Genomic DNA, 19,329 nt, shown 5'->3' with positions numbered 1-19,329 from the left:
AGTAAATTCTCTTTTTGCTGGGCGATATGGGGTAGGTTTATTTAATGGAATTTGAAATTCACAAAATCTTCTTTAATTAATATATACACAATGAATGAACGTATTTTTTAAATGAATGCGAATGTTGGCACTGAATAATTAAAAACATCTGCACACTCTCATGTCGGTTTTTTTTACATGAATGCTTAATGACAGACATTAATATAATTAGTGTATAGATTAAGTGTCAGTATTACTTAATGTTAATTTAAGTGGTTCGGTTATTGCTATCTTCTTAGGGTTACGTGAATTAATCAGACATTTCAGAATAGGATTCTGTTTTATTTACTCAAATTTAGGCTGTCTTGTGAGTAGAGTCCATCTGGTTAAGACAACTAAAGGATGAGATCATGACGCTTACTCAAGCACAGCAAGGCGTGCTGGTGATATCAAACGACAGCTTTTTAATCGGTTTACTCACGGGTATCAGCATTGCTAATAATTTTTCTTTTCGCTCTGTTTCACCGACGTATCCACTCAATATTGAAAGCGTCAATCATGTATGTAAGGTGGTATTGATTGATTTGCGAGCGGTATCGGCAGAACTAATGGCTTCGCATCTTAAAATATTGCAGCAAATTCATACTCAGTCAGAGATCCCCATTTGTGCTATTTACAGCAAAAGTGATGCAGGATTCAATCATCACTTGTCCTGGGTGAACTATTTTGATGAAACCGATTTAAGCGGCCGTCTAGACAGATACCTCAGTCAGGTGATTGCTAATGAGAGCCATCAAAGGGAAGAAAGGCGCAATAGTGAACGGCGAAATGCTATTGATAGACGCGGTATTCCTGCGATATTTGGTTCCGTACAAAGTAATCTGCAACCGATGATACTCAATAGCACAATACTTGATGAAGAAGAGCAATATGTGGTTGGCCCTTTTGTCATAAATCACAACTGCAGAACGGTATTTTGTCAGGGCAAGGACGTAATGCTAACCAGCAAAGAGTTCAAATTGTTTACCTTGTTAGCGCAAGTGCATGACCATGTTTGCAGCACCGAAAAAATTATTGAGAAACTATGGCCAGATACACGGCGCGCAAACAAGTCGGATTTATATCAGTACATGCATTTACTGCGCAAAAAAGTCGAAGTGGACCCGGATAACCCAAGGTGGATCCTTACGGTCAAAGGGGTAGGCTACCGGTTAAATACCAACCAATTACTTCTATAGCAAATGTGACGCTAAGGCCTAGATAGCGGTGCTAGGCGTTCAATGACAGTTTGCTGCGTTAGAGTTGGGTAAGCAGCGCAGCGACCTTTTGCTGTAGATCGATCTTAAATGCGTTCACGGTTGGGCTGAGTAACCGCCTTTCAGCACAAATTAGGTTAAGAGGAAATGTTTCTCCTTGCCAACCATCTACATCAAGCTCAATCAATCGCCCTTGTATTAGGTCTTGAACGATATCCAATTGAGACTTCCTAGCAATACCTTTTCCAGCAATGGCCCATTTACGGGTGATGTCGCCATCTTTACACTGCCGATTACCGGTTACATCAATGCTGGTGTTTTTGTTGTCTTTATTGAATACCCAGCGAGAATGCAAAGTATCATTATGTCCGTGACATAAACAATTGTGTTGCGTGAGTTCTTGCAACGTGTTGGGCGAGCCAAATTGTTCAATATAACTGGGTGAAGCGCACAATACCGGAACATTGTTAGCAGCAACCGGAATGGCAATAAAGCCGGAGTCTTTTGGTTTGCCGTAACGCAAGGCTAAATCGACTGGTTGACTATATAAGTCGGCGGGGCTGTCTGATAACTGCAGTCGTATTTCCAATTTTTGATGTAGCGTCATGAACTCATCAAGCCATGGCAGTAGTAAATTTCGGCCCAAATCTGAAGGGGCTGAAAGCTGAATAACCCCACTTAACTCTGTATCTTCGCTGTGCATTTGCGTGGTGGCTTCATCTAAAATACTGAGTGCATCAATGCAATGGCGCAAAAATTGTTCGCCTTTCTGGGTTAACCGCAGATTTCGAGTAGACCGAATAAATAATAGAACACCCAGGTCGGCTTCCAAACGTTTCAACGAAGCGCTAACCACAGCAGGAGACAAATCCATCTTCCTAGCGCAAGCTGATAGGCTGCCTTGCTGTGCGGTTTCACAAAATATTCTCAAATCATGCAGATTTTTCAAAGGCTACCCTAACTTTCAATAAGATTTTGAAAGTTTTCCATAACGCGACTTTATTATCAATATAACGATAAGCATTAAACATAACACGAGGTGAGAATATTGATGACGAAAAGCGCTGGATTTGGCGATGCTACGCAGGACTGCGTGAGTGTAAACAGTAAGTAGTTCACTGAGGGTTACCCCCTCAGTGAAACGTCAGGCAAATAATTAACCCTTATTAGGGTTCAATATGTACTTACCGCCAGTTGATTTAGCAAAATATTTAACAACTGTTTGCGGGTCTAAGGCTTCTTCAAAGCTAAGCTCTACACTTGATTCTATGGCGAATGTGGTATTAATTTCATCTGCCACGCGTTGATGTAATTCGGCTACCTTAGTGGCATCTAACTTGCCTAGGAAGCGCATCAATAACCAGCCGCCGACACTCCACGTCATGCCAAATGCGCGATTGAGTGTGGTAGGGGAGAAATCAAGGCCACCGTATATGTACACTTGCTTGTTATCAAGCGAGCCATAAGTATTGAAGCCCGTTGCATCTTTGCTACCCACCGCTTCCATCGCGGCTAAAATGTCACTTGCCAGTTCACCGCCGCCAATTGCATCAAATGCAAGCGTTGCACCGGTGGCCTCTATTGCTTTGTACAAATCCTTTTTAAACGTCTCACTAGTAGAATTAACAACGTATTTAGCCCCTAGCTTTGTTAGTAAATCTACTTGTTCTTGTTTGCGTACAATATTTACCAGTTGTACACCTTCTTTTAGGCAAATTTTATTCAGCATTATGCCTAAGCTTGATGCAGCAGCGGTATGCACTAATGCCTTATGGCCTTCCATGCGCATCGTTTCAACCATGCCAAGTGCCGTCAATGGGTTAACGAACGACGAAGCCGCAGCCAAAGGCGTGGTATCGTCATGATGGACAATACACGCCTGAATAGGAACGCAGCAATATTGGGTATAACAAGCGCCCGTTAGCACTGCGACTGTCTTGCCTAATAAAGATTGCGCCTTTTCGCTATCGCCAGCAGCCACAACCACACCTGCTCCTTCATTGCCAATAGGCAAGGTCTGGTCTAATCGTGATTTAATGCGCGGCAACATACCTGGGTGAACAGGGGCGCTGTAAGTCGTTTTGTCATCACTTAGTGTTGCTTTTGATAGATCCGCCGGGCCAAACATGGGCCACATATCAGAGGGATTAATGGGCGCTGCGTGCATTTGCACCACTATCTCATGGGCTTTTGGCTTAGGTACGTCGACCTCTTTTAGCGTGATATTGAGTTCGCCTTGTGACGAAATGTGGGTAAATAGTTGTTTGGTTTTATTCATTTTTGTTGATCCTGTCGTGGTTTTCTTCGAAAACGACGCACAAAATCGTTGCTCGAAGAGATGATAAATCAATTGGGTGCAAAAAATTAACATGGGGATTGAAGACGTACGAGTCAATAGAAATGTTACATGATCATCACTGTGATAAATTATTCGCTTAGTGGGATTTTTGCGAGGTCAACACGGTTATCTTGTTAGTAGGAGCCGAGTCCTCAAAATATTGCGAACACAGCTCAATAAGGTCCAACGTCGGTTGGTGAACTTTTTCAATGCCCACCCAGGCGTTACGTCCGCTTTTTTTGGCTTGATATAAGCATCCGTCGGCTAGGGCGATCAAGGTTTTCCAATCCGTTTGCTGGCTGTGTTCTAAAATCGGCGGATAACACACATAACCGATAGAGCAGGTGTAGTGAGACAGTGCTTTATCTGAAAGACGAAATGGACTAGCGCTGACTTCATCAAGTAAGCGCTGAGCCAACAGGGGCGCGTCACTACGATCTATAAAACGCGCGATCCCAACAAACTCTTCACCGCCCCAGCGCACTAGATAATCTGACTGCCTAAACACGCGCGCTAGGCGCTTTGTAAGTTGCCGTAACACTTCGTCACCAACATGATGACCGTGTTCATCGTTCACACGCTTGAAGTGATCCATATCAATCATGAAAACGACAATATCCCCTTGGTGAGGTGTGGGTGTTTTACCATCTCGCCAATCATCATAAATTCGTTGGCTTTTTTCCAAATCTGTTTCTATGTGATTCTCTAAAAAGCGCCGGTTGTTAATGCCAGTAAGCTTGTCGGTTAGGCTAATGGCTTCCATTTCCCGATAAGCGGCTTGTAACTCGACATTTTTCTGGCTCAATTCAAGTGTACGAATTGCCACTTCTTCGCTAAGTCGCTTGTTTAATCTGCGCTGGGAAATACGACCGTAAACAAGGGCAAATAAAATGGCACTGACGACAATCGACGCTAGCCAAACGTTTCTGCTCCATTGCGCTTGCTTCAATGTGACTTGAGTTAACGCCTGTTCTTTTTCCAATAATTTAATTTGTTGGGCACGGCGCACGAACTCTGTTTGAGATTGCAGTGTCGCTATAGTTTTGATTCGAGTGGTGTTGAGTATTTCATCGTCTAACTTTTTTTGATAAAGCAAAGCATCTAAGGCTTGCCTGAGGGCATCTTCCTGCAGATACGCTTTTACCCGTAACGCTTCTAGCAGCGCTTCGTCATGGGATTCATTATTCTTTTTGGCTTGTGTCACACCCGCATCAATGTGCTGCAATGCCAATTCAGTATCTTCATCAAGTAGGGCTAATTGCGCAGATGTGCGATAAGCATCAACCAATAAGCTCTTATACTGCTTGTCAATTGCTCGCTCGATAACACCGTCTAACATGGTACGAGAAAGGGGTAAGTTACCCAAGTTCATTTCTAAGGTAGCCATGGACAATATTGCCCAATCTGTGTCTCTTGGCGCTTGAATCTGTTGAAAGAGCGTCAAAGCTTCTGTTAAGTGATATCTAGCTTGCTCATAATCGGCGAGTTGAATGAACTGGAAGCCGACTTTATTGTGGCTATAAGCAATGTACTTCTTTTCCTCAGAGGCTAAATCTATTTTAAGAGCGTCTTGAAAATAAGTCAGGGCGAGTTTGTCGTCTCCCATCAGGCGTCGAAGGTCACCAAGGTTGTACAGGGCGCTGGCGATACCATTTTTATCATCCAACTCATGATGCATTTCTAATGCACTTTGATGTGCTTGGGCTGCACCTTCTAGCAGTCCCATCTTCTCCAGCACAAGCCCTATACTGTTGTAGGTAGAAGCAACGGCAGAAGTATCATTTTGCTGCTGACTGATTTGCATAGCTGAATAGATGTATTCTAAAGCCTGAGGATAGTTAGATTGGTAGCGATAGGTTAATCCGCGCTGCCGATATGCCTTAGCGAGTCCGGCCTGATCGCCTTGTTCTTGATACACATTGATGGCTTTATTGAGCAAGTCATGTGCGGGCGCATAATGATTGCGCTCCATGGTATTCCTTGCTTGTTCAAAATACACATCAGCGAGTGCTAAGGCGTCGTTTTTGCTAACCGCTAGCTGCTGAAACTGCTCAGTGAGTGCTTCGGCTTTGTTCATTTCGCCTTGCTTACGGGCAAGCTCAATAGCACGTTTAAGCGGATTGATTTCAGTATAAGTAGGAATGTGGTCTACTTGAAACGGGTTAACACCGACTTGAGCTATGACATTGCCATGGCATAACAGTGCGCATAAAAAAACAGCATTTCGTCGTGCTATTGGTTTCCTCCAATCCAAAGTGAACTCCGTGTATATAGTGCTAAGCAAAAACTTACGCTTTACACTTGCGCAAATGAGGTGCGCAGCATAAATAGTATTCAAGTATTACATGGGTAAAAAGTCATAGGTAGCATTAAACGCTCATTTTTCATTCAAACATCAAGGGAGGTCATGAGTCCAATGTTAACGCACTTTACGCTTCGTACATTATTGGTAACAAATGAACACGATATTATTGGCGCTTAGCTGCAATATTAAGTGCTTGTATAGCGATGATAACACGCAGCCGATAGCAGCATGTCTGCTCAGATAAACAATGCTCGGATAAACAAGGGCTTAAGATGATGACAAAATTAACTAAACTGTATAAAGACAACAGAGCGATGGTGTTGTTCATTGCTTTGATGTGCGTGTTTAGAAGTGCTGTGGCCGATTGGAACGAAGTGCCGACAGGCTCTATGTTACCGACCATAGTCGAGGGTGACCGGATCCTCGTGAATAAATTAGCCTATGACGTGAGTACCCCTTTCGTTCATCACTCTTTGTACAAGTTAGCTGATCCGATGCGCGGTGACATTATTGTATTCGACTCTGCAGTATCAGAAAAAAGATTGGTCAAACGTGTGGTAGGGGTGCCCGGGGATACCGTCGCATTAATGGATAACGTGCTGTTTATTAACGGGCGACAAATTGGTTATGCAGATTTAGCCAACATAGATAATTTCACTGAGGTCACGGAGGATCTGCTGGGCATTCAACACCGTATCCGCGTGGCAAATAACGGCTCTGCGTTAGCAAACTTCCGCGCGGTAGACATTCCCTCAAATTACTATTTGGCTATGGGGGATAACCGCGATAACAGTGCTGACTCCCGCGTGATAGGTTTAATACCACGTGATGAAATTATCGGCAGGGCGAAACAGGTGGTGATGTCTTTGGACTATGACAATTACTACCTGCCAAGATCTGACCGGTTTCTACATGATTTGTAGTACTGGAAGCGGTAATCTTATTAGCAGGAGAGCGAGCTAATTAGCAAAAGTGAATGCTGTCAAAGTCATTTACATTCTCAGTGCGATAAAAAGCAACTCACTACGCTGCTTTTTATCGCTTTTTATGACTTTTTTCGATATTTGAAAACCATGTAAAGCTTTTTGCCACATGCTCATGCCAATATGACCATTGATGTGCCCCAGGATACTCTTGGTACATGTGGTCGATGCCAAAGGCAAGAAATTGGCGATTTAACCACTGATTAGATGCAAGCAGAGGGTCATCAGTGCCGCAGTCGAAACGAATAGGGGGCAGAGCTGCGGCGTTTTTTCCCGCCCAATATAATATGTTTGTTTCGTTGGCATTGGCGCAATCATAAAAGGATAAAGGGGTATTAACAAACTGCGCCATGTCTTCAATTCGGGTGATAGATGAGTGCGCGGATATTGCGCTAAATTGCTCAGGATATTTTACCCCCAAACGCAAAGCGCCGTATCCGCCCATGGATAAGCCACTAATATACCAACGGCTTTTGTCTGTGACATAGGGGACTTTGACTTGTTTAACCGCCTGAATGACATCGTCGATTATCCACTTCTCATAATCACCTGTTTGTCCAAGGGGCAGATAAGCAGAGCCATCTTTTAAGCCCCCATCCGATGGCATCACCAGCAAGAACTCTTCTAACCCTTGATTTTGCAAAGCGTCATAAACCTGATGTATGCCACCTAGATTCATCCAAACCCAGTGGTTGCCATAGACACCGTGCAAAAACAGTATGACCGGAATATCGGGCTTAGTAGAGTATGCGTTATACAAGCTGATGTCGTGGCGCGCATCTAAATAGCTAGAGTGGATGGTCACGAATTGTGTCTTTGCTGGGCTATATTCAGGGGCCGATACTTCTAGTTGTTTAATGCTCAAGGGTGTCTCCTGATTAATCAAATATGATAACGCCTTTAGCGATACGCCCGTTGAGCATATCGTCAAAGCCATCAGCCACGTTTTCCAGTGAATAGGTTTTTGTCACGAGTTCATCGAGCTTGAGTTGGCCATTTGAATATAAGTCCAATAAAGCTGGAAAGTCCGTTTGTGGGTTACATTTACCATATAAGGGGTTCATGTAAATTTTGTCCCACTCGAATAACTCACAGTTAAAATCAATGCGCTGCTCGATACCACTAACTTGTACTGCTGTGCCCGCATTTCGAATAAGCGCCAAAGGAGCCGAGCCTAACGCGGGAATTGCCGTACATTCAAACGCATAATCAGCTCCTCGTCCTTGCGTGAGTTCTTTCACCAATGCACTCATTTGGGCAAAATCCAGATCGTTTTGAATAGAGATAATTCCGTGGGTGGCGCCAAATGCTTTCGCTTGCTCAAGTCGTTCCTGGTTGATGTCAATTGCGATGATTTTTCGCGCGCCAGATATACGCGCCGCTTGAATCACGTTTAAACCGACCCCGCCACAGCCAATGACGCAGACTGTACTACCGGCTTTCACTTGCGCTGCATTAACGACCGAGCCATAGCCTGTCATAACGCCGCAGCCCACAATAGAGGCTGATGAAAAGGGGATGTCATGCTCGAATTTAACTATCGCCGCTGCTTTGACGACCGTGTATTCACTTAACGTTCCTAAATGAAACGAACGCTCGATTGCCGTACCCGATTGCGTTGTCGCGCTGGCGTGAGCATGTCCGCAAAGGCCATTGCCGCACACGGGCGAGTTATTTTCACAAATGTGTACATTTCCTTGCTGACAAGCAAAACAGTGCCCACAGGGGATTGACCAATTAAGTATTACTTTATCGCCTACGTTCAATCCGGTGACGTCTTCACCAACAGCGTCTATGACACCTGCACCTTCATGACCAACAACAAAGGTTTTGTCCCAATTCTGAATGGAGTCCCAATCGGTGTGGCATAAACCAGAGGCCTGTATTTTGACTCGTACTTCACCTTTCCCTGGGGCCGACACTCGCAGAGTGACCAATTCGTATTGGCCCCTGCCATTTGACACAATAGCTTTAGATTGGCGTTCGACGTGTTGCATAAGGTGATCTCTCAACGTTTTTCTATTCTGTAAAAGTATCAAAATTAGAGCATGAACCCGCGCCAATTTATGTCACATTCCGGTGACAAAGTATCAAAAATGAGGGTAGACTGATTTATATTGATAGTGATTGACTGTTAACAATGAGGTTCCGGTGAAGCAACAAAATGTCTATTGTGAGCCTTTGTGTATCGCCAAAGAATATTTATTCGATATACAAAAAGTAAGTTATCAAGAAGAAGAGCCGTATTCATGTTTGATGCACTTTCATGAAGTACATGAACTGATTATTTTTGAAGATATTCAGGGCAGCTACTTTTCAAGCCAAGGAGACTCTACATTACACAATAGTGACATAGTGCTAACACCCGCGCTAGAAGTACATAACTATGAAATAGGCCCTAAGGCTAAGTCTTGGTACCTGATTCAGTTCTTACCTGAAGTGCTTGATTTGCCGCAATTTCAATCTATCAAGCCAATGTTTAACCGCGGCATGCACCTGAGAATGGACAGCAAGAATACGTTGATCGTTCAGCAACAAACCAGGTGGCTGGTGGAGTGTTTCGAACAGCAACCTCGCAGTGAGAAGAGCCTTACGTTACTGTCGTTACTACTTTTGTGGATTGCGGATCAGGCGCAAGCGGTGACGCAAAATAGCGAGCATACCCTAAAACAATCTCACGGATTTTCGCGTTTGCTGCCGGTGATTAATCTATTTAAACACGATAAGTATGTTAATTTGTCGGTGGGGGAGGCTGCTGAAAAATGTCACTTATCGACTTCTCATTTTTCTCGTTTATTCAAAAGTGTCTTTCGTCACACTTACGCCAATTATATTTTGCAACACAAGCTCTATCATGGGGCTCGAATGCTCAGTCAAAGCAAATACTCTGTCACTCAAATAAGTTACGAGATGGAATTTTCCAGCCCATCCCACTTCATTGCTCATTTTAAAAAGTATTACGGCGTAACGCCTTATCAATACCGAAGCGATATAAATCGCAGAATGTTGATCGCAGAAACAGCCTAAAAACACTATTCTCTCACCGGCCTTTGTATACGAATATGTTATTTTTCAGGTGTAAACGCCTATTTTTCACTCATCAGCCCTTAATCAAGGTCGAAATTTGATATTTTTAGTGAGTATCTAGGTATTTATCTTTCTTTTACGCTCTTAAGATAGTCCTCAAGTTGTTAAACAGTTGTTATCAACATCAAGACTGCATGGGGCTCATAATGAAAAATTACCAATCTTCAGATCCGTTTAAAGAAGCTCGCGTGTCAAGTGGGTGTGCGCATATGAACGATCAAGATGATCCTGTGACCATGATTTTACGTCTCAAAGATGTGCGTAAGACAGCGCACAATTGGAAGACCTTTCAATCTGGTGCAGCCCCAGGGCGCATCGTTATTCCCTCTGAAGTGAACATTCGTGACACTCGGCAAATACCTTTTGAAGTGGACCCGCCGTTACACGGCGCATTTCGCTCCTTGCTTGACCCTTGGTTTAAACGCCCCTTAAAGGCGCAGTACCAAGAAACCTTGGCTCAGCAAGTTAATGCCTTGGTGGATGACGTATTAAAGGCCGATAGCATTGACGTGGTAGAAGACTTTGCACTATGCCTGCAATCGCGTGCGCTTACCTTATTACTTAATACCGACGCAGATGAAGCAGATACATGGATTGGCTGGGGTACGCATGTGTTTCGCAGTGAAGATGACCCCCTAGATGGCGACAAAGCGGCCATCCTATATGATTACATTGATGAAAAAATAAAGGCCTCATCCCCCAATCCAGAGGGCGATTTGTACAGTGTATTGTTAGCGGCAGAGGTTGAGGGCAAAAAGCTAACACACGAAGAAATCAAAGGGATCATGATACTCACCTTTGCGGGCGGGCGAGACACTGTTATCAACGCCGTGACAAATACGGTCAGCTACTTTGCGCAGCACCCTGAATCATTGGCTAGATTACGTAATGAGCCCGAAATTATTGGCCGTGCGATTGAAGAACTTATTCGTTATTTCACGCCGCTCACCCAGATGGGCCGCGTGGTCACGCAAGACACTCAAGTATGTGAACATGCGATTAAAGCTGATTCTCGCGTGTCCCTTTGTTGGGCATCGGCCAATCGCGACGAAAGTGTTTTCGAATCGCCAAATGACGTCATCTTAGATAGAAAGTTAAACCCGCATGTGAGTTTTGGTTTCAGTCATCACAACTGTTTAGGGGCCACACATGCTAGGCAAATTATGCGGGTATTGATTGAAACCTTGATGGCTAAAGTGGGCTCAATCGACATTATTGATTTCGAAGAAAACATAGAATATTTGGGCGAATTCGAACGTAAAGTGGGGTTTCATAAACTGCACGTTAATATTCATCCTCGATAAATTTCCGCGTTACTCATCCTGTGGGTAGTTCACTTTACCAGCGATCCGCGTGCACGATTGTCACGCATGAAAGCGAAAAATAAAGAAGGTTAGAAAATGGCAAAAATTACATTTATGACACAAGGCAATATTCCTGTTGTGGTCGAGGGCGAGTCCGGTTCAGTGATGGCTCTAGCAGTAGAAAACAATGTTGCAGGTATTGATGGGGACTGCGGAGGCGTGTGCTCTTGCGCAACCTGCCATGTGCATGTGGCACAGGAGCAGTATGCGTTAGTGGGCGAAGCCAGTGAGATTGAAAAAGACATGCTAGAGCTTGACGATGATGCCAATGAATACAGCCGTTTGTGTTGTCAAATTAACATTACGCCAGCGCTAGATGGTTTAGTGCTGACCGTAGCAGGCTAACCAGCAACAACCTACTTTGCACCCAAGTAAAGTATCCACAAATATGTATTGGCATAGAATAAAAATGAGCATAAAAGGTGACTGAGTCATGACAAGCACAACGATTTCAAGACAAAGATGCATCATAGTCGGTGCGAGTCATGGCGGTGTTAACCTAGCGTTTGCCCTACGTAAAGAGGGTTACGAGGGGCGTATTACTCTTATTGATGCAGACTGTAACCTGCCATATCACCGGCCGCCTTTATCAAAAACACACTTGATTGCAAATGAACCTGCTGGCCAGTTGCTAAAACCAGAACAAGGTTATCAAAAAGCAGACATTAGCTTGATGCTAGGGGTGAGCGTGGTGGATGTTAAAAGTAAGAACAAACAGGTTTTGCTTGATGATGGTACGCGCCATCCGTACACCCAGTTGGTATTAGCCACTGGGGCAAGCCCGATCACTCCACCCATCCCTGGGATTGACTCTGCTAAGCACCTTTACACTATTCGTACCGCAGATGATGCACATGCCATTGCTACCGCGTTTAAACAAAGTGAGCAAAAACGCGTTGTTGTGATAGGCGGAGGTTATGTGGGACTCGAAACTGCCGCTTCGTTACGAAAATCTGGCGCGGTAGTGACAGTGCTAGAGAGAGAGCCTCGGTTATTGGCGAGGGTGACTGCACCTATGATGTCTGACTACTTTTATGCCTTGCATCGCCAGCATGGCGTAGAGGTACATAATGATAAAAACGTCAGTGAGATAAAAACAAACGCAAATGAGAATAGCGTTGTCTGCAGTGATGGTAGCGAATACCCTGCGGATATCATCATAGTGGGCGTGGGTGTGCGAGTGAACACTGCTTTAGCGGATAAAGCCAATTTGGAGATCAACAACGGCATAGTGGTTAATGAAGCTAATCAAACCAGTGCACAGGATATATTTGCTATCGGTGATTGTTGCGCCCAGTTTAACCCGCATTACCAACGATGGTTGCGACTTGAATCAGTGCAAAATGCGTTAGACCAAGGGAAAGTGGCCGCCGCTGCTATCTGCCATAAAGCATTCAAAACTCAGCCTGTGCCTTGGTTTTGGTCGGATCAATATAATATTAAGTTGCAAATGGTGGGCTTATCACAAGGCTACGATGATGTTGTCATGCGCAAAGAGTTAGATAAACCTGATAGTTTCTCGGTTTGGTATTTTAAAGGGAATGAGTTGTTAGCCGTAGATGCCGTCAATAATGCCAAAGCTTATGTCTTGGGCACAAAATTTATTAACGCCATGGAACAGGTAGATAAAAATAAACTCACGGATAATAGCGCGCCTTTGTCAGCGTCTATCATCAAAGAGTTCGCTTAGCAGCCGCGCACAATATTGCGCAATATCGATATTGAGGGGAGGGCTCTGATCATATATGGCTAGAGTCCCAATATGCTAAGCGAGTGTATCTTGAGGCAGTATTATTTCAACAAGCAATCCGCCACCGTCGGGTGTTGACATACGAAGTTCGCCTTGATGTTTGTTGATGGCCTTAAGTGCGATACTCAGCCCTAAACCAAACCCATTGGTGTGCATTTTATTGCCAGCGCGATAAAAGGGTTGCAGTAATTTAGCCATTTCACTTTCATCCACGCCAGGGCCATGATCCCGTACGCTGACGACGATACTGTTTTCTCTGTTGTGTACGCTAATGTCTACTGATTGCCCGTCAGATGAATATTTACAGGCATTACCAATGATGTTGTCGAATGCTTGCAATAATGCTTCTGGGTAGCCATTTAACTGTGCCTTGTTATCCGCTTTGAATGTGACTGGAATATTAGGATAGGTAACGGCCATGTTTTTAATCACTTGCTCGCACAACGCGTTAATACTACAAGGCTCCTGAGCTGGGTTACCCTGTTCAAGTTTAGAGTAATCGAGGATCTGCTGAATAAGTTGATCAATGCGCAAACAATCATTGTGTATTTGTTTAACGTGACGACTGTCTGGGCTTTTCTGTTCGATAAGTGCAGCCGATACTTGCAAACGGGCCAGTGGGGCACGCAATTCATGGGATACATCATGCAGTAATTGTTGCTGAGCAGTGGCTGCGGCATGAGTTTTATTGATCATAAATTCGATGTCTTGGGCTAAATCAGCCACCTCATCGCCTCGGGTAAGCAATGCACGCGGCAGTGGGGCAACTTCTTGCTTGTTGGCATAGTGACGACTAAACGAACCGAGATAATTTAATGGTCGCGTTATACTCCAGCTGAGTAACGCACTGACCAATGCCGATGCAAAAAAAATGAAAACGAACTGCAGCGATTGGAACCGATACATTAGTTGCGTGTATATCCTAGGCGCTTGCGGTTTTTTACTGAAAACTAGGTAGCTTCGCCCCGAGGGACCTAACACCGAGTATTCGAGGCGGTCTTCAGGTTTTACTTTGTTAAAGCGGTAATGATAAATACGCTGGTTAGTGTCATCCATTATCAGCATCGACATCAGATGACCCCGGCGGTTCTCTTTTTTATTGATCCAATTTTTTAATTTTATCGACCGGTTTGCATGTGGAATCAACGTCTGCTCATAGCGCCATACGATCCGCTCCGCTTGGGTGAGCACGTCATTGCTGTAGCGTTTGGTGTAGTCTTCTGAAGAGTATTTACTGATGATCACAAAGCTGGTGGCAAACATCACCAACAAGCTGGATAACCAAAACCAAATAAAAACGCGCCAGAACAAGCGTTTGAAGCCTATCTTGTGATACGTAGATGCTAACAAAGTGCTAAATTTTGCCATGCTTAGTCGTCACTTTGGGTTGGCTGTTGCTCGGTTAACATCTGATAACCGACGCCGCGAATTGACTTGATCACATCGTTTATCCCCTGTGAGGATAGTTTTTGTCGAATTCGGCTAATGTGTACGTCCATGGCGCGATCATAAGCTTCAAGTGGGCGGTTTAGCACTTCTTGCGTCATGTCTTGCTTGGTAATGGTTTGCCCAGCGCGCTCCATCAATAAACTTAACGCATTAAATTCCGCACTGGTTAATGGCAGGGTGGTGTTATTCACAACCGCGGTACGTGTGCCAGTATCGAGCTCTATGCCATGCAACAGAGCATGCACAATCGTTTTGCCCGCTGCGCCGTTGCCAAGGGAGTTTTCGGTGCGACGAATGATGGCCTTAATCCGTGCACTGAGTTCTCTTGGGTTACAGGGTTTACCTAAATAGTCATCGGCGCCCATTTCAAGACCCACAATTCTGTCAATGTCGTCGCCACGTCCCGTTAGCATTAATATAGGAACTTGGCGTTTAGCGCGCACGCTACGTAATACGTCAAGTCCGGACATGCCAGGCATCATTATATCGAGCACTACCGTGTCGAATTCATCACTTTGCAATAAGCGCTCTGTGGCGGCATTACCTGAATGCAGCGTTTCAACCTCAAAGCCTTCTTCTTGCAAAAACTCGCTCAGCAAAGAACAAAGAGTTTCATCGTCGTCTACTAATAGGATTTTGTACTTTTCATTTTTCATAGGCAGAGATTACCCGCTTTACATTCATCTAGGATTAACTTTACTGAACTTTACACTAGCTTAACCCTACTTATCGAACGTAATGTGCATACTGAGCCCCGTTGATTAGATAAACCTTTTACCCACGTCATTTATTTTAATGACCCAAACTAAGTAGGAATATTAAGATGAAAAAATTAATTACTGGCGTTTTATTAAGTGCATGTATTGCAACAACGGCTTTTGCTGGTGCAAAGCATTCTGACGGTCACAGAGGCCAAGGCTTCTTACCCATTCATAAAATGGCACGCGTGCTCGACTTAAGCGATGAGCAAAAAGATCAACTTAAAGCGTTGAAAGAAGAAATGAAAGCGAACCGCCCAGCAAAGGGCACACAAACGTCGCTTAAAGCGCAACTAGCGGCGCTTGATCCCAGCGACGCCAGTTATGAGCAAGAGCTTAGTCAACTCGCCGATTTAAGTGCGGAACGTGCAAAAGCAAGAGTGTTGAAAATGGCCGATATGCGGATCAAAGTGCAGCAAATATTAACCGCTGAACAGCTTGAAAAATTTAATGAGATCAGTGAGAAGCGTGCCAAACGCCATCATAAGAAACGTGACGACAAAGCGTAATTAATTAAATCAAGTACATAACGCCTGATTTCATTTAACATTACAACAGAGCATCTTGCAAAAGATGCTCTGTTTTTTGTGAAAGCCTACTCAGAACTACTGACCCCTTGTCATTTTGTTCAAGGTTCGGTCATGTTTCATAAAGTGATGTTAGAAAACCGTAGTTTTGGGCAGTATTTTTGATACTCAAGAGTCTCTCCATGTTGTTAAGGGGGGATTAGAAACTAATTTTCTGGCTTGTCGCTTATGGCGGCCTCTTTCTTTAACCAAACAAGTGCATCAGGCACATTGTCAAAGCTACGAGCGTTCTGATTCGCCTTTACAAGAATTCGCGGGTCGTTGATTTTTCGAACGGCACCGGATGGAACAACCAGGGCATGTTCGCTGGTCTGATTGAAATTATCAGTGAGGGAAATCGTGACGATGTGCTCATCAAGCACGATTGAATAATGTCCATGTGAGAGTTCCATCCTGTACCTCTTTTTAATACTCAGTCATTACTTATAAGGCATTTAAGTTGGCTATCTGCGTTTGAAATCAAGGCGGTGGAATCCTATTGAGTTTGTCGCCTTGCAGACAGGTAAACGGCATAAGTGACGGGCCACAATCAGCAGAACGCCACCTGTTATGTGGCGGCGCGTTTTGTTTGCATCTTTAGCCAAAGTAAAGCGTCAGGTATATTTTTAAACGATTTAATATTTTGCTGGGCTTTCGCGGGAATACGCGATTCCTCCATTTTGGATAATATGTCAATTTTGACCACGACCGCTTTGGCAATCATATTTTGAGTATTGAGCCACGCGTTGTACTCATCAATTTCTTTGTAGCCTTCTGGCGTTATCCCTTCTAAGGCAAAGTCGTTTATCAATATACAGAATGGGGCTCCTTCAAACTGCTTAATTGCTTTTCTTATATCGTCAGTAAGTGCTTTGGCACCGAATTCGTTAAAGCTTCCTGCGAGCTCAATTACAATTACATTATCTTCAATTGTGATTAGATGATTTCCGTGCTCAAGACTCATGTGTTCCCCTTCCTATATGGATAATACTTACAATGAAATATCAAATTTCTGAATATGTAAGTTAATGCTAGCCGAGGCAAATTTTGCATATATTGACGCAATATGAAAGTAATAGTCGCCTATTTGGGCTAAGACACGGCTAACGCATCGTCAAAGCTATGTAAAATATTCATCTATCTGAGTAAATAAACGCTTTTTTTCGACCTTAAGCGGGCTTAGCAACTAAACGACTAAGTAACGGGGGAGCGCTATTACCCTTGTAATAGACGGCTTAAAGGAGTCTAAGCAAGTATATGTCGCATTGGTGTATTTTATGCTCCCTTGTTTGAGTCGAAAACCGATTACCGCATCTCGGCGACTCAATGACAGCGGTAATTTTAATCGCAAAATTTGGAGGACGTTATGAAGAAGTTTTTATTACCAGTACTAGTGGGATCGATCTCTTTGGCTCTTAGCGCAACAAGCATTGCCGCCCATCATGATGAGGGTAAAAAAGTAGTGATGAATAACCTGGAAACCGGTGAAAGCATCGGCAACGTGATGGTTAAGGATTATGATGATGATGGCGTGGTGTTTACACCTAACTTAAGTGGTTTAACACCGGGTGTTCACGGTTTTCATATTCATCAAAATGGCGACTGTTCTGCGTCGATGAAAGACGGCAAAAAAGTGTTAGGCGGTGCAGCCGGAGGACACTATGACCCAGAAGATACCGATAAGCACAGCGTGCCTTGGTCAGAAGAAGGCCACGAAGGGGATTTACCGACGTTGGTTGTTGATGAAAAAGGTAACGCTACCCAACCAGTATTCGCTCCAGAGTTAGAATTGGATGACATAGAAGGCCGTGCAATCATGATCCACGCGGGTGGCGACAATTATTCTGATTCACCCAAAGCACTAGGTGGCGGCGGCGAGCGTGTCGCGTGCGGGGTTATCCCACAATAGCGCCTAACGTCTCAGCGTCATGTAAATAATGAACCGCTCATTTGGTTCAAAATAAAAGCGACTAATCAGTCGCTTTTATTGTTTTTGTAGTCTTGATATTCGAGCCACAGCAAAAATTCTTGGTAGGTTGGGCTGTTGTTAGTTTTTGCTACTTTGTACGCTTTAAACTGAGAAAACTCGTCTTTTCGTGCGGTTGCTCCTAACGCTGTTGGCTTAGCATCCGCGCCTGTAACTGTTGAGTTATTATTCTGCTCTTTCGCTTGGGCTTGCACTTGGTGTTGTGTGGGAGCTTCTTCGCCAGAGAACATTTTGCTTAAAGAGAATTCGCCCTTTTCTCCAGAGAATACGCCTGGTCCTTCGAGCTCTTCTTGGGCGAGAGTAGCGGTACTGACAGCCATTAACCCAGCGAATGCCATGCCTAATGCAGTCTTGGAAAGTGTACACATATTAAAATCCTTACCTAATGGGAAACGCAAAAAGTTCGGCAACATTAACGCGAAATGTGTAACTGAAGCCGGACTTTTTGCTATGCAGATACAGCGAATATTACTAAAAGCGCACCATGCCACCAAGTGCAAATGCGTTGAAGCTTTCTTCTTCGTCAGTATCACCTTTGGTCGCTTGCACCCAGAAACTGACACCGCCCACAGGAGAAAAATGATAAGCGACGGTAGTTCTTGTATGGTCAGGTCCCTCAATACCCGCGGCGTCTTCTGAGGCATAATTACCCATGCTGTAACTAACCGCGTGCTTGCCTTGGGTATAACCCAATTTCCAGTTTAAGAAATCGCGGTCGCCACCGTCCACTTGGTCAGCTACGCCATAAGTTGCGCTGAAGTTAACGCCTGAATCATGAAGGTAGCCGGCGAGAATACCGTAACCGCTTTCAGCTCCGAGAAAACCAGCAGTACTATTACCATCAATGTTTGCTTGCGGGTCTTCGTCGTTGTCTGCATCGCCGAAATCAGTAGACCATGCATTAACGCGCCAACCGTTGGCGGCGTATTTAATCGCCATTTCGTAACTGCTGTCTTCGCCGTATTGGGCGTAGAATTTAGCACCGTCTAAAAACGTTGGAGATTCGTACACGATACGCTCGCTGAAAATAGACTGCGTTTGAACGAATGGCGTTTGGCTTTCACCGACCGGGCCGCGGCGAGTTGAGCCAAAGCGTTGGCTCATGCCTAGTGGGTCTGACCACCAAGTGCCTGATTGATCCACATCAGAAACGATCCAAGTAATACTCGCGCCTGTCCCCATTTTCACTTTACCAAACTTACCTTGTACCCATATTTCTTGAATACGATTGCGTGAGTTGGTGCCGTCATGCAGGATATTAGATACCCCTTCATCTAGGCCAATTTCCACTTGCGCCCCGAAAGTCAGTTCATTGTATTCAACAGAGCCTTTAACACCTATGGTAGATTCAGCGAACTCGTGGCGGCCGAAGTAAAGGTCATCAGAGGTGTCGTCTTTAACGATGTCATATAGCACTCGGCCATAAGCGGTGACTTCTGCTTGTGCAGATTGGCTGGCTACAAGGGGGGATAGCATGGCTAACGCGAGCATAGATTTTTTCATGTGT

Annotated in this window: 19 protein-coding genes; 8 read left to right on the top strand and 11 right to left on the bottom strand. The window is 44.4% G+C overall.

Annotated features, from left to right (window positions below):
* Positions 1 to 389: 389 nt before the first annotated feature.
* On the top strand, positions 390 to 1,217 hold the full coding sequence (locus PATL_RS11795) for a winged helix-turn-helix domain-containing protein (protein WP_011575111.1): 828 nt from the start codon (positions 390 to 392) through the stop codon (positions 1,215 to 1,217).
* A gap of 58 nt (positions 1,218 to 1,275) precedes the next feature.
* Here PATL_RS11795 and PATL_RS11790 read toward each other — a convergent pair whose 3' ends face one another.
* From PATL_RS11790 to PATL_RS11780, 3 genes are all read right to left on the bottom strand, one after another.
* The gene (locus PATL_RS11790) at positions 1,276 to 2,184 is read right to left on the bottom strand and encodes a LysR family transcriptional regulator (RefSeq protein WP_011575110.1); all 909 of its coding nucleotides are present in this window, start codon (positions 2,182 to 2,184) and stop codon (positions 1,276 to 1,278) included.
* Between the two features lie 207 nt (positions 2,185 to 2,391).
* Entirely contained in the window at positions 2,392 to 3,513 is a 1,122-nt protein-coding gene (locus PATL_RS11785) for a zinc-binding dehydrogenase (RefSeq protein WP_011575109.1), read from the bottom strand.
* A gap of 157 nt (positions 3,514 to 3,670) precedes the next feature.
* Positions 3,671 to 5,827 (bottom strand): tetratricopeptide repeat-containing diguanylate cyclase, encoded by a 2,157-nt coding sequence (locus PATL_RS11780; protein ID WP_011575108.1) that lies wholly within the window; start codon positions 5,825 to 5,827, stop codon positions 3,671 to 3,673.
* A 323-nt stretch (positions 5,828 to 6,150) separates the two neighbouring features.
* Between PATL_RS11780 and lepB the strand changes: the two genes are divergently transcribed.
* Positions 6,151 to 6,801: a signal peptidase I gene (gene lepB / locus PATL_RS11775; protein ID WP_011575107.1), complete on the top strand. Its 651-nt coding sequence runs from the start codon at positions 6,151 to 6,153 to the stop codon at positions 6,799 to 6,801.
* A gap of 112 nt (positions 6,802 to 6,913) precedes the next feature.
* On the opposite strand, the gene PATL_RS11770 is transcribed toward lepB, so the two are convergent.
* Together PATL_RS11770 and PATL_RS11765 are read right to left on the bottom strand one after the other, a co-directional pair.
* Positions 6,914 to 7,726 carry an alpha/beta hydrolase gene (locus tag PATL_RS11770; RefSeq protein WP_011575106.1) on the bottom strand — a complete coding sequence of 271 codons (813 nt, stop codon included), beginning with the start codon at positions 7,724 to 7,726 and terminating at the stop codon, positions 6,914 to 6,916.
* Positions 7,727 to 7,739: 13 nt separating this feature from the next.
* Positions 7,740 to 8,858 carry a Zn-dependent alcohol dehydrogenase gene (locus PATL_RS11765; RefSeq protein WP_011575105.1) on the bottom strand — a complete coding sequence of 373 codons (1,119 nt, stop codon included), beginning with the start codon at positions 8,856 to 8,858 and terminating at the stop codon, positions 7,740 to 7,742.
* 154 nt (positions 8,859 to 9,012) lie between these two features.
* Here PATL_RS11765 and PATL_RS11760 point away from each other — a divergent pair, with 154 nt between their 5' ends.
* The 4 genes from PATL_RS11760 (at position 9,013) to PATL_RS11745 (ending at position 13,002) form a co-directional block, all read left to right on the top strand.
* Positions 9,013 to 9,888 carry a helix-turn-helix transcriptional regulator gene (locus tag PATL_RS11760; RefSeq protein WP_011575104.1) on the top strand — a complete coding sequence of 292 codons (876 nt, stop codon included), beginning with the start codon at positions 9,013 to 9,015 and terminating at the stop codon, positions 9,886 to 9,888.
* A 206-nt stretch (positions 9,889 to 10,094) separates the two neighbouring features.
* Complete coding sequence (locus PATL_RS11755) at positions 10,095 to 11,252, top strand: cytochrome P450 (RefSeq protein WP_011575103.1); 1,158 nt, start codon at positions 10,095 to 10,097, stop codon at positions 11,250 to 11,252.
* 96 nt (positions 11,253 to 11,348) lie between these two features.
* Positions 11,349 to 11,657 carry a 2Fe-2S iron-sulfur cluster-binding protein gene (locus PATL_RS11750; protein ID WP_011575102.1) on the top strand — a complete coding sequence of 103 codons (309 nt, stop codon included), beginning with the start codon at positions 11,349 to 11,351 and terminating at the stop codon, positions 11,655 to 11,657.
* Positions 11,658 to 11,745: 88 nt separating this feature from the next.
* A complete protein-coding gene (locus tag PATL_RS11745; RefSeq protein ID WP_011575101.1) occupies positions 11,746 to 13,002 on the top strand; it encodes an NAD(P)/FAD-dependent oxidoreductase in 1,257 nt (418 codons plus the stop codon).
* Between the two features lie 75 nt (positions 13,003 to 13,077).
* Here PATL_RS11745 and PATL_RS11740 read toward each other — a convergent pair whose 3' ends face one another.
* A complete protein-coding gene (locus PATL_RS11740) occupies positions 13,078 to 14,430 on the bottom strand; it encodes a sensor histidine kinase (protein ID WP_011575100.1) in 1,353 nt (450 codons plus the stop codon).
* A gap of 2 nt (positions 14,431 to 14,432) precedes the next feature.
* Positions 14,433 to 15,167, bottom strand: coding sequence for a response regulator transcription factor (locus tag PATL_RS11735; RefSeq protein WP_011575099.1), 735 nt, complete (start codon positions 15,165 to 15,167; stop codon positions 14,433 to 14,435).
* 167 nt (positions 15,168 to 15,334) lie between these two features.
* Between PATL_RS11735 and PATL_RS11730 the strand changes: the two genes are divergently transcribed.
* Positions 15,335 to 15,778, top strand: coding sequence for a Spy/CpxP family protein refolding chaperone (locus PATL_RS11730; RefSeq protein ID WP_011575098.1), 444 nt, complete (start codon positions 15,335 to 15,337; stop codon positions 15,776 to 15,778).
* Between the two features lie 224 nt (positions 15,779 to 16,002).
* Here PATL_RS11730 and PATL_RS11725 read toward each other — a convergent pair whose 3' ends face one another.
* Positions 16,003 to 16,248 (bottom strand): hypothetical protein, encoded by a 246-nt coding sequence (locus tag PATL_RS11725; RefSeq protein WP_011575097.1) that lies wholly within the window; start codon positions 16,246 to 16,248, stop codon positions 16,003 to 16,005.
* Between the two features lie 155 nt (positions 16,249 to 16,403).
* Positions 16,404 to 16,799: a hypothetical protein gene (locus PATL_RS11720; RefSeq protein WP_011575096.1), complete on the bottom strand. Its 396-nt coding sequence runs from the start codon at positions 16,797 to 16,799 to the stop codon at positions 16,404 to 16,406.
* Positions 16,800 to 17,201: 402 nt separating this feature from the next.
* Between PATL_RS11720 and sodC the strand changes: the two genes are divergently transcribed.
* Positions 17,202 to 17,744, top strand: a complete 543-nt coding sequence (gene sodC, locus PATL_RS11715) for a superoxide dismutase family protein (protein ID WP_011575095.1) — start codon at positions 17,202 to 17,204, stop codon at positions 17,742 to 17,744.
* 65 nt (positions 17,745 to 17,809) lie between these two features.
* Here the strand turns inward: sodC and PATL_RS11710 are convergent, their stop codons facing one another.
* Positions 17,810 to 18,190, bottom strand: coding sequence for a hypothetical protein (locus PATL_RS11710; RefSeq protein ID WP_011575094.1), 381 nt, complete (start codon positions 18,188 to 18,190; stop codon positions 17,810 to 17,812).
* Between the two features lie 103 nt (positions 18,191 to 18,293).
* Complete coding sequence (locus PATL_RS11705) at positions 18,294 to 19,325, bottom strand: porin (protein ID WP_011575093.1); 1,032 nt, start codon at positions 19,323 to 19,325, stop codon at positions 18,294 to 18,296.
* Positions 19,326 to 19,329 lie beyond the last annotated feature (4 nt).

The sequence above is a fragment of the Paraglaciecola sp. T6c genome (assembly GCF_000014225.1).
GTDB lineage: Bacteria > Pseudomonadota > Gammaproteobacteria > Enterobacterales > Alteromonadaceae > Paraglaciecola > Paraglaciecola atlantica_A.
The sequence above is the reverse complement of the archived record's forward strand: the minus strand, read 5'-3'. Positions and strand labels throughout refer to the sequence as shown.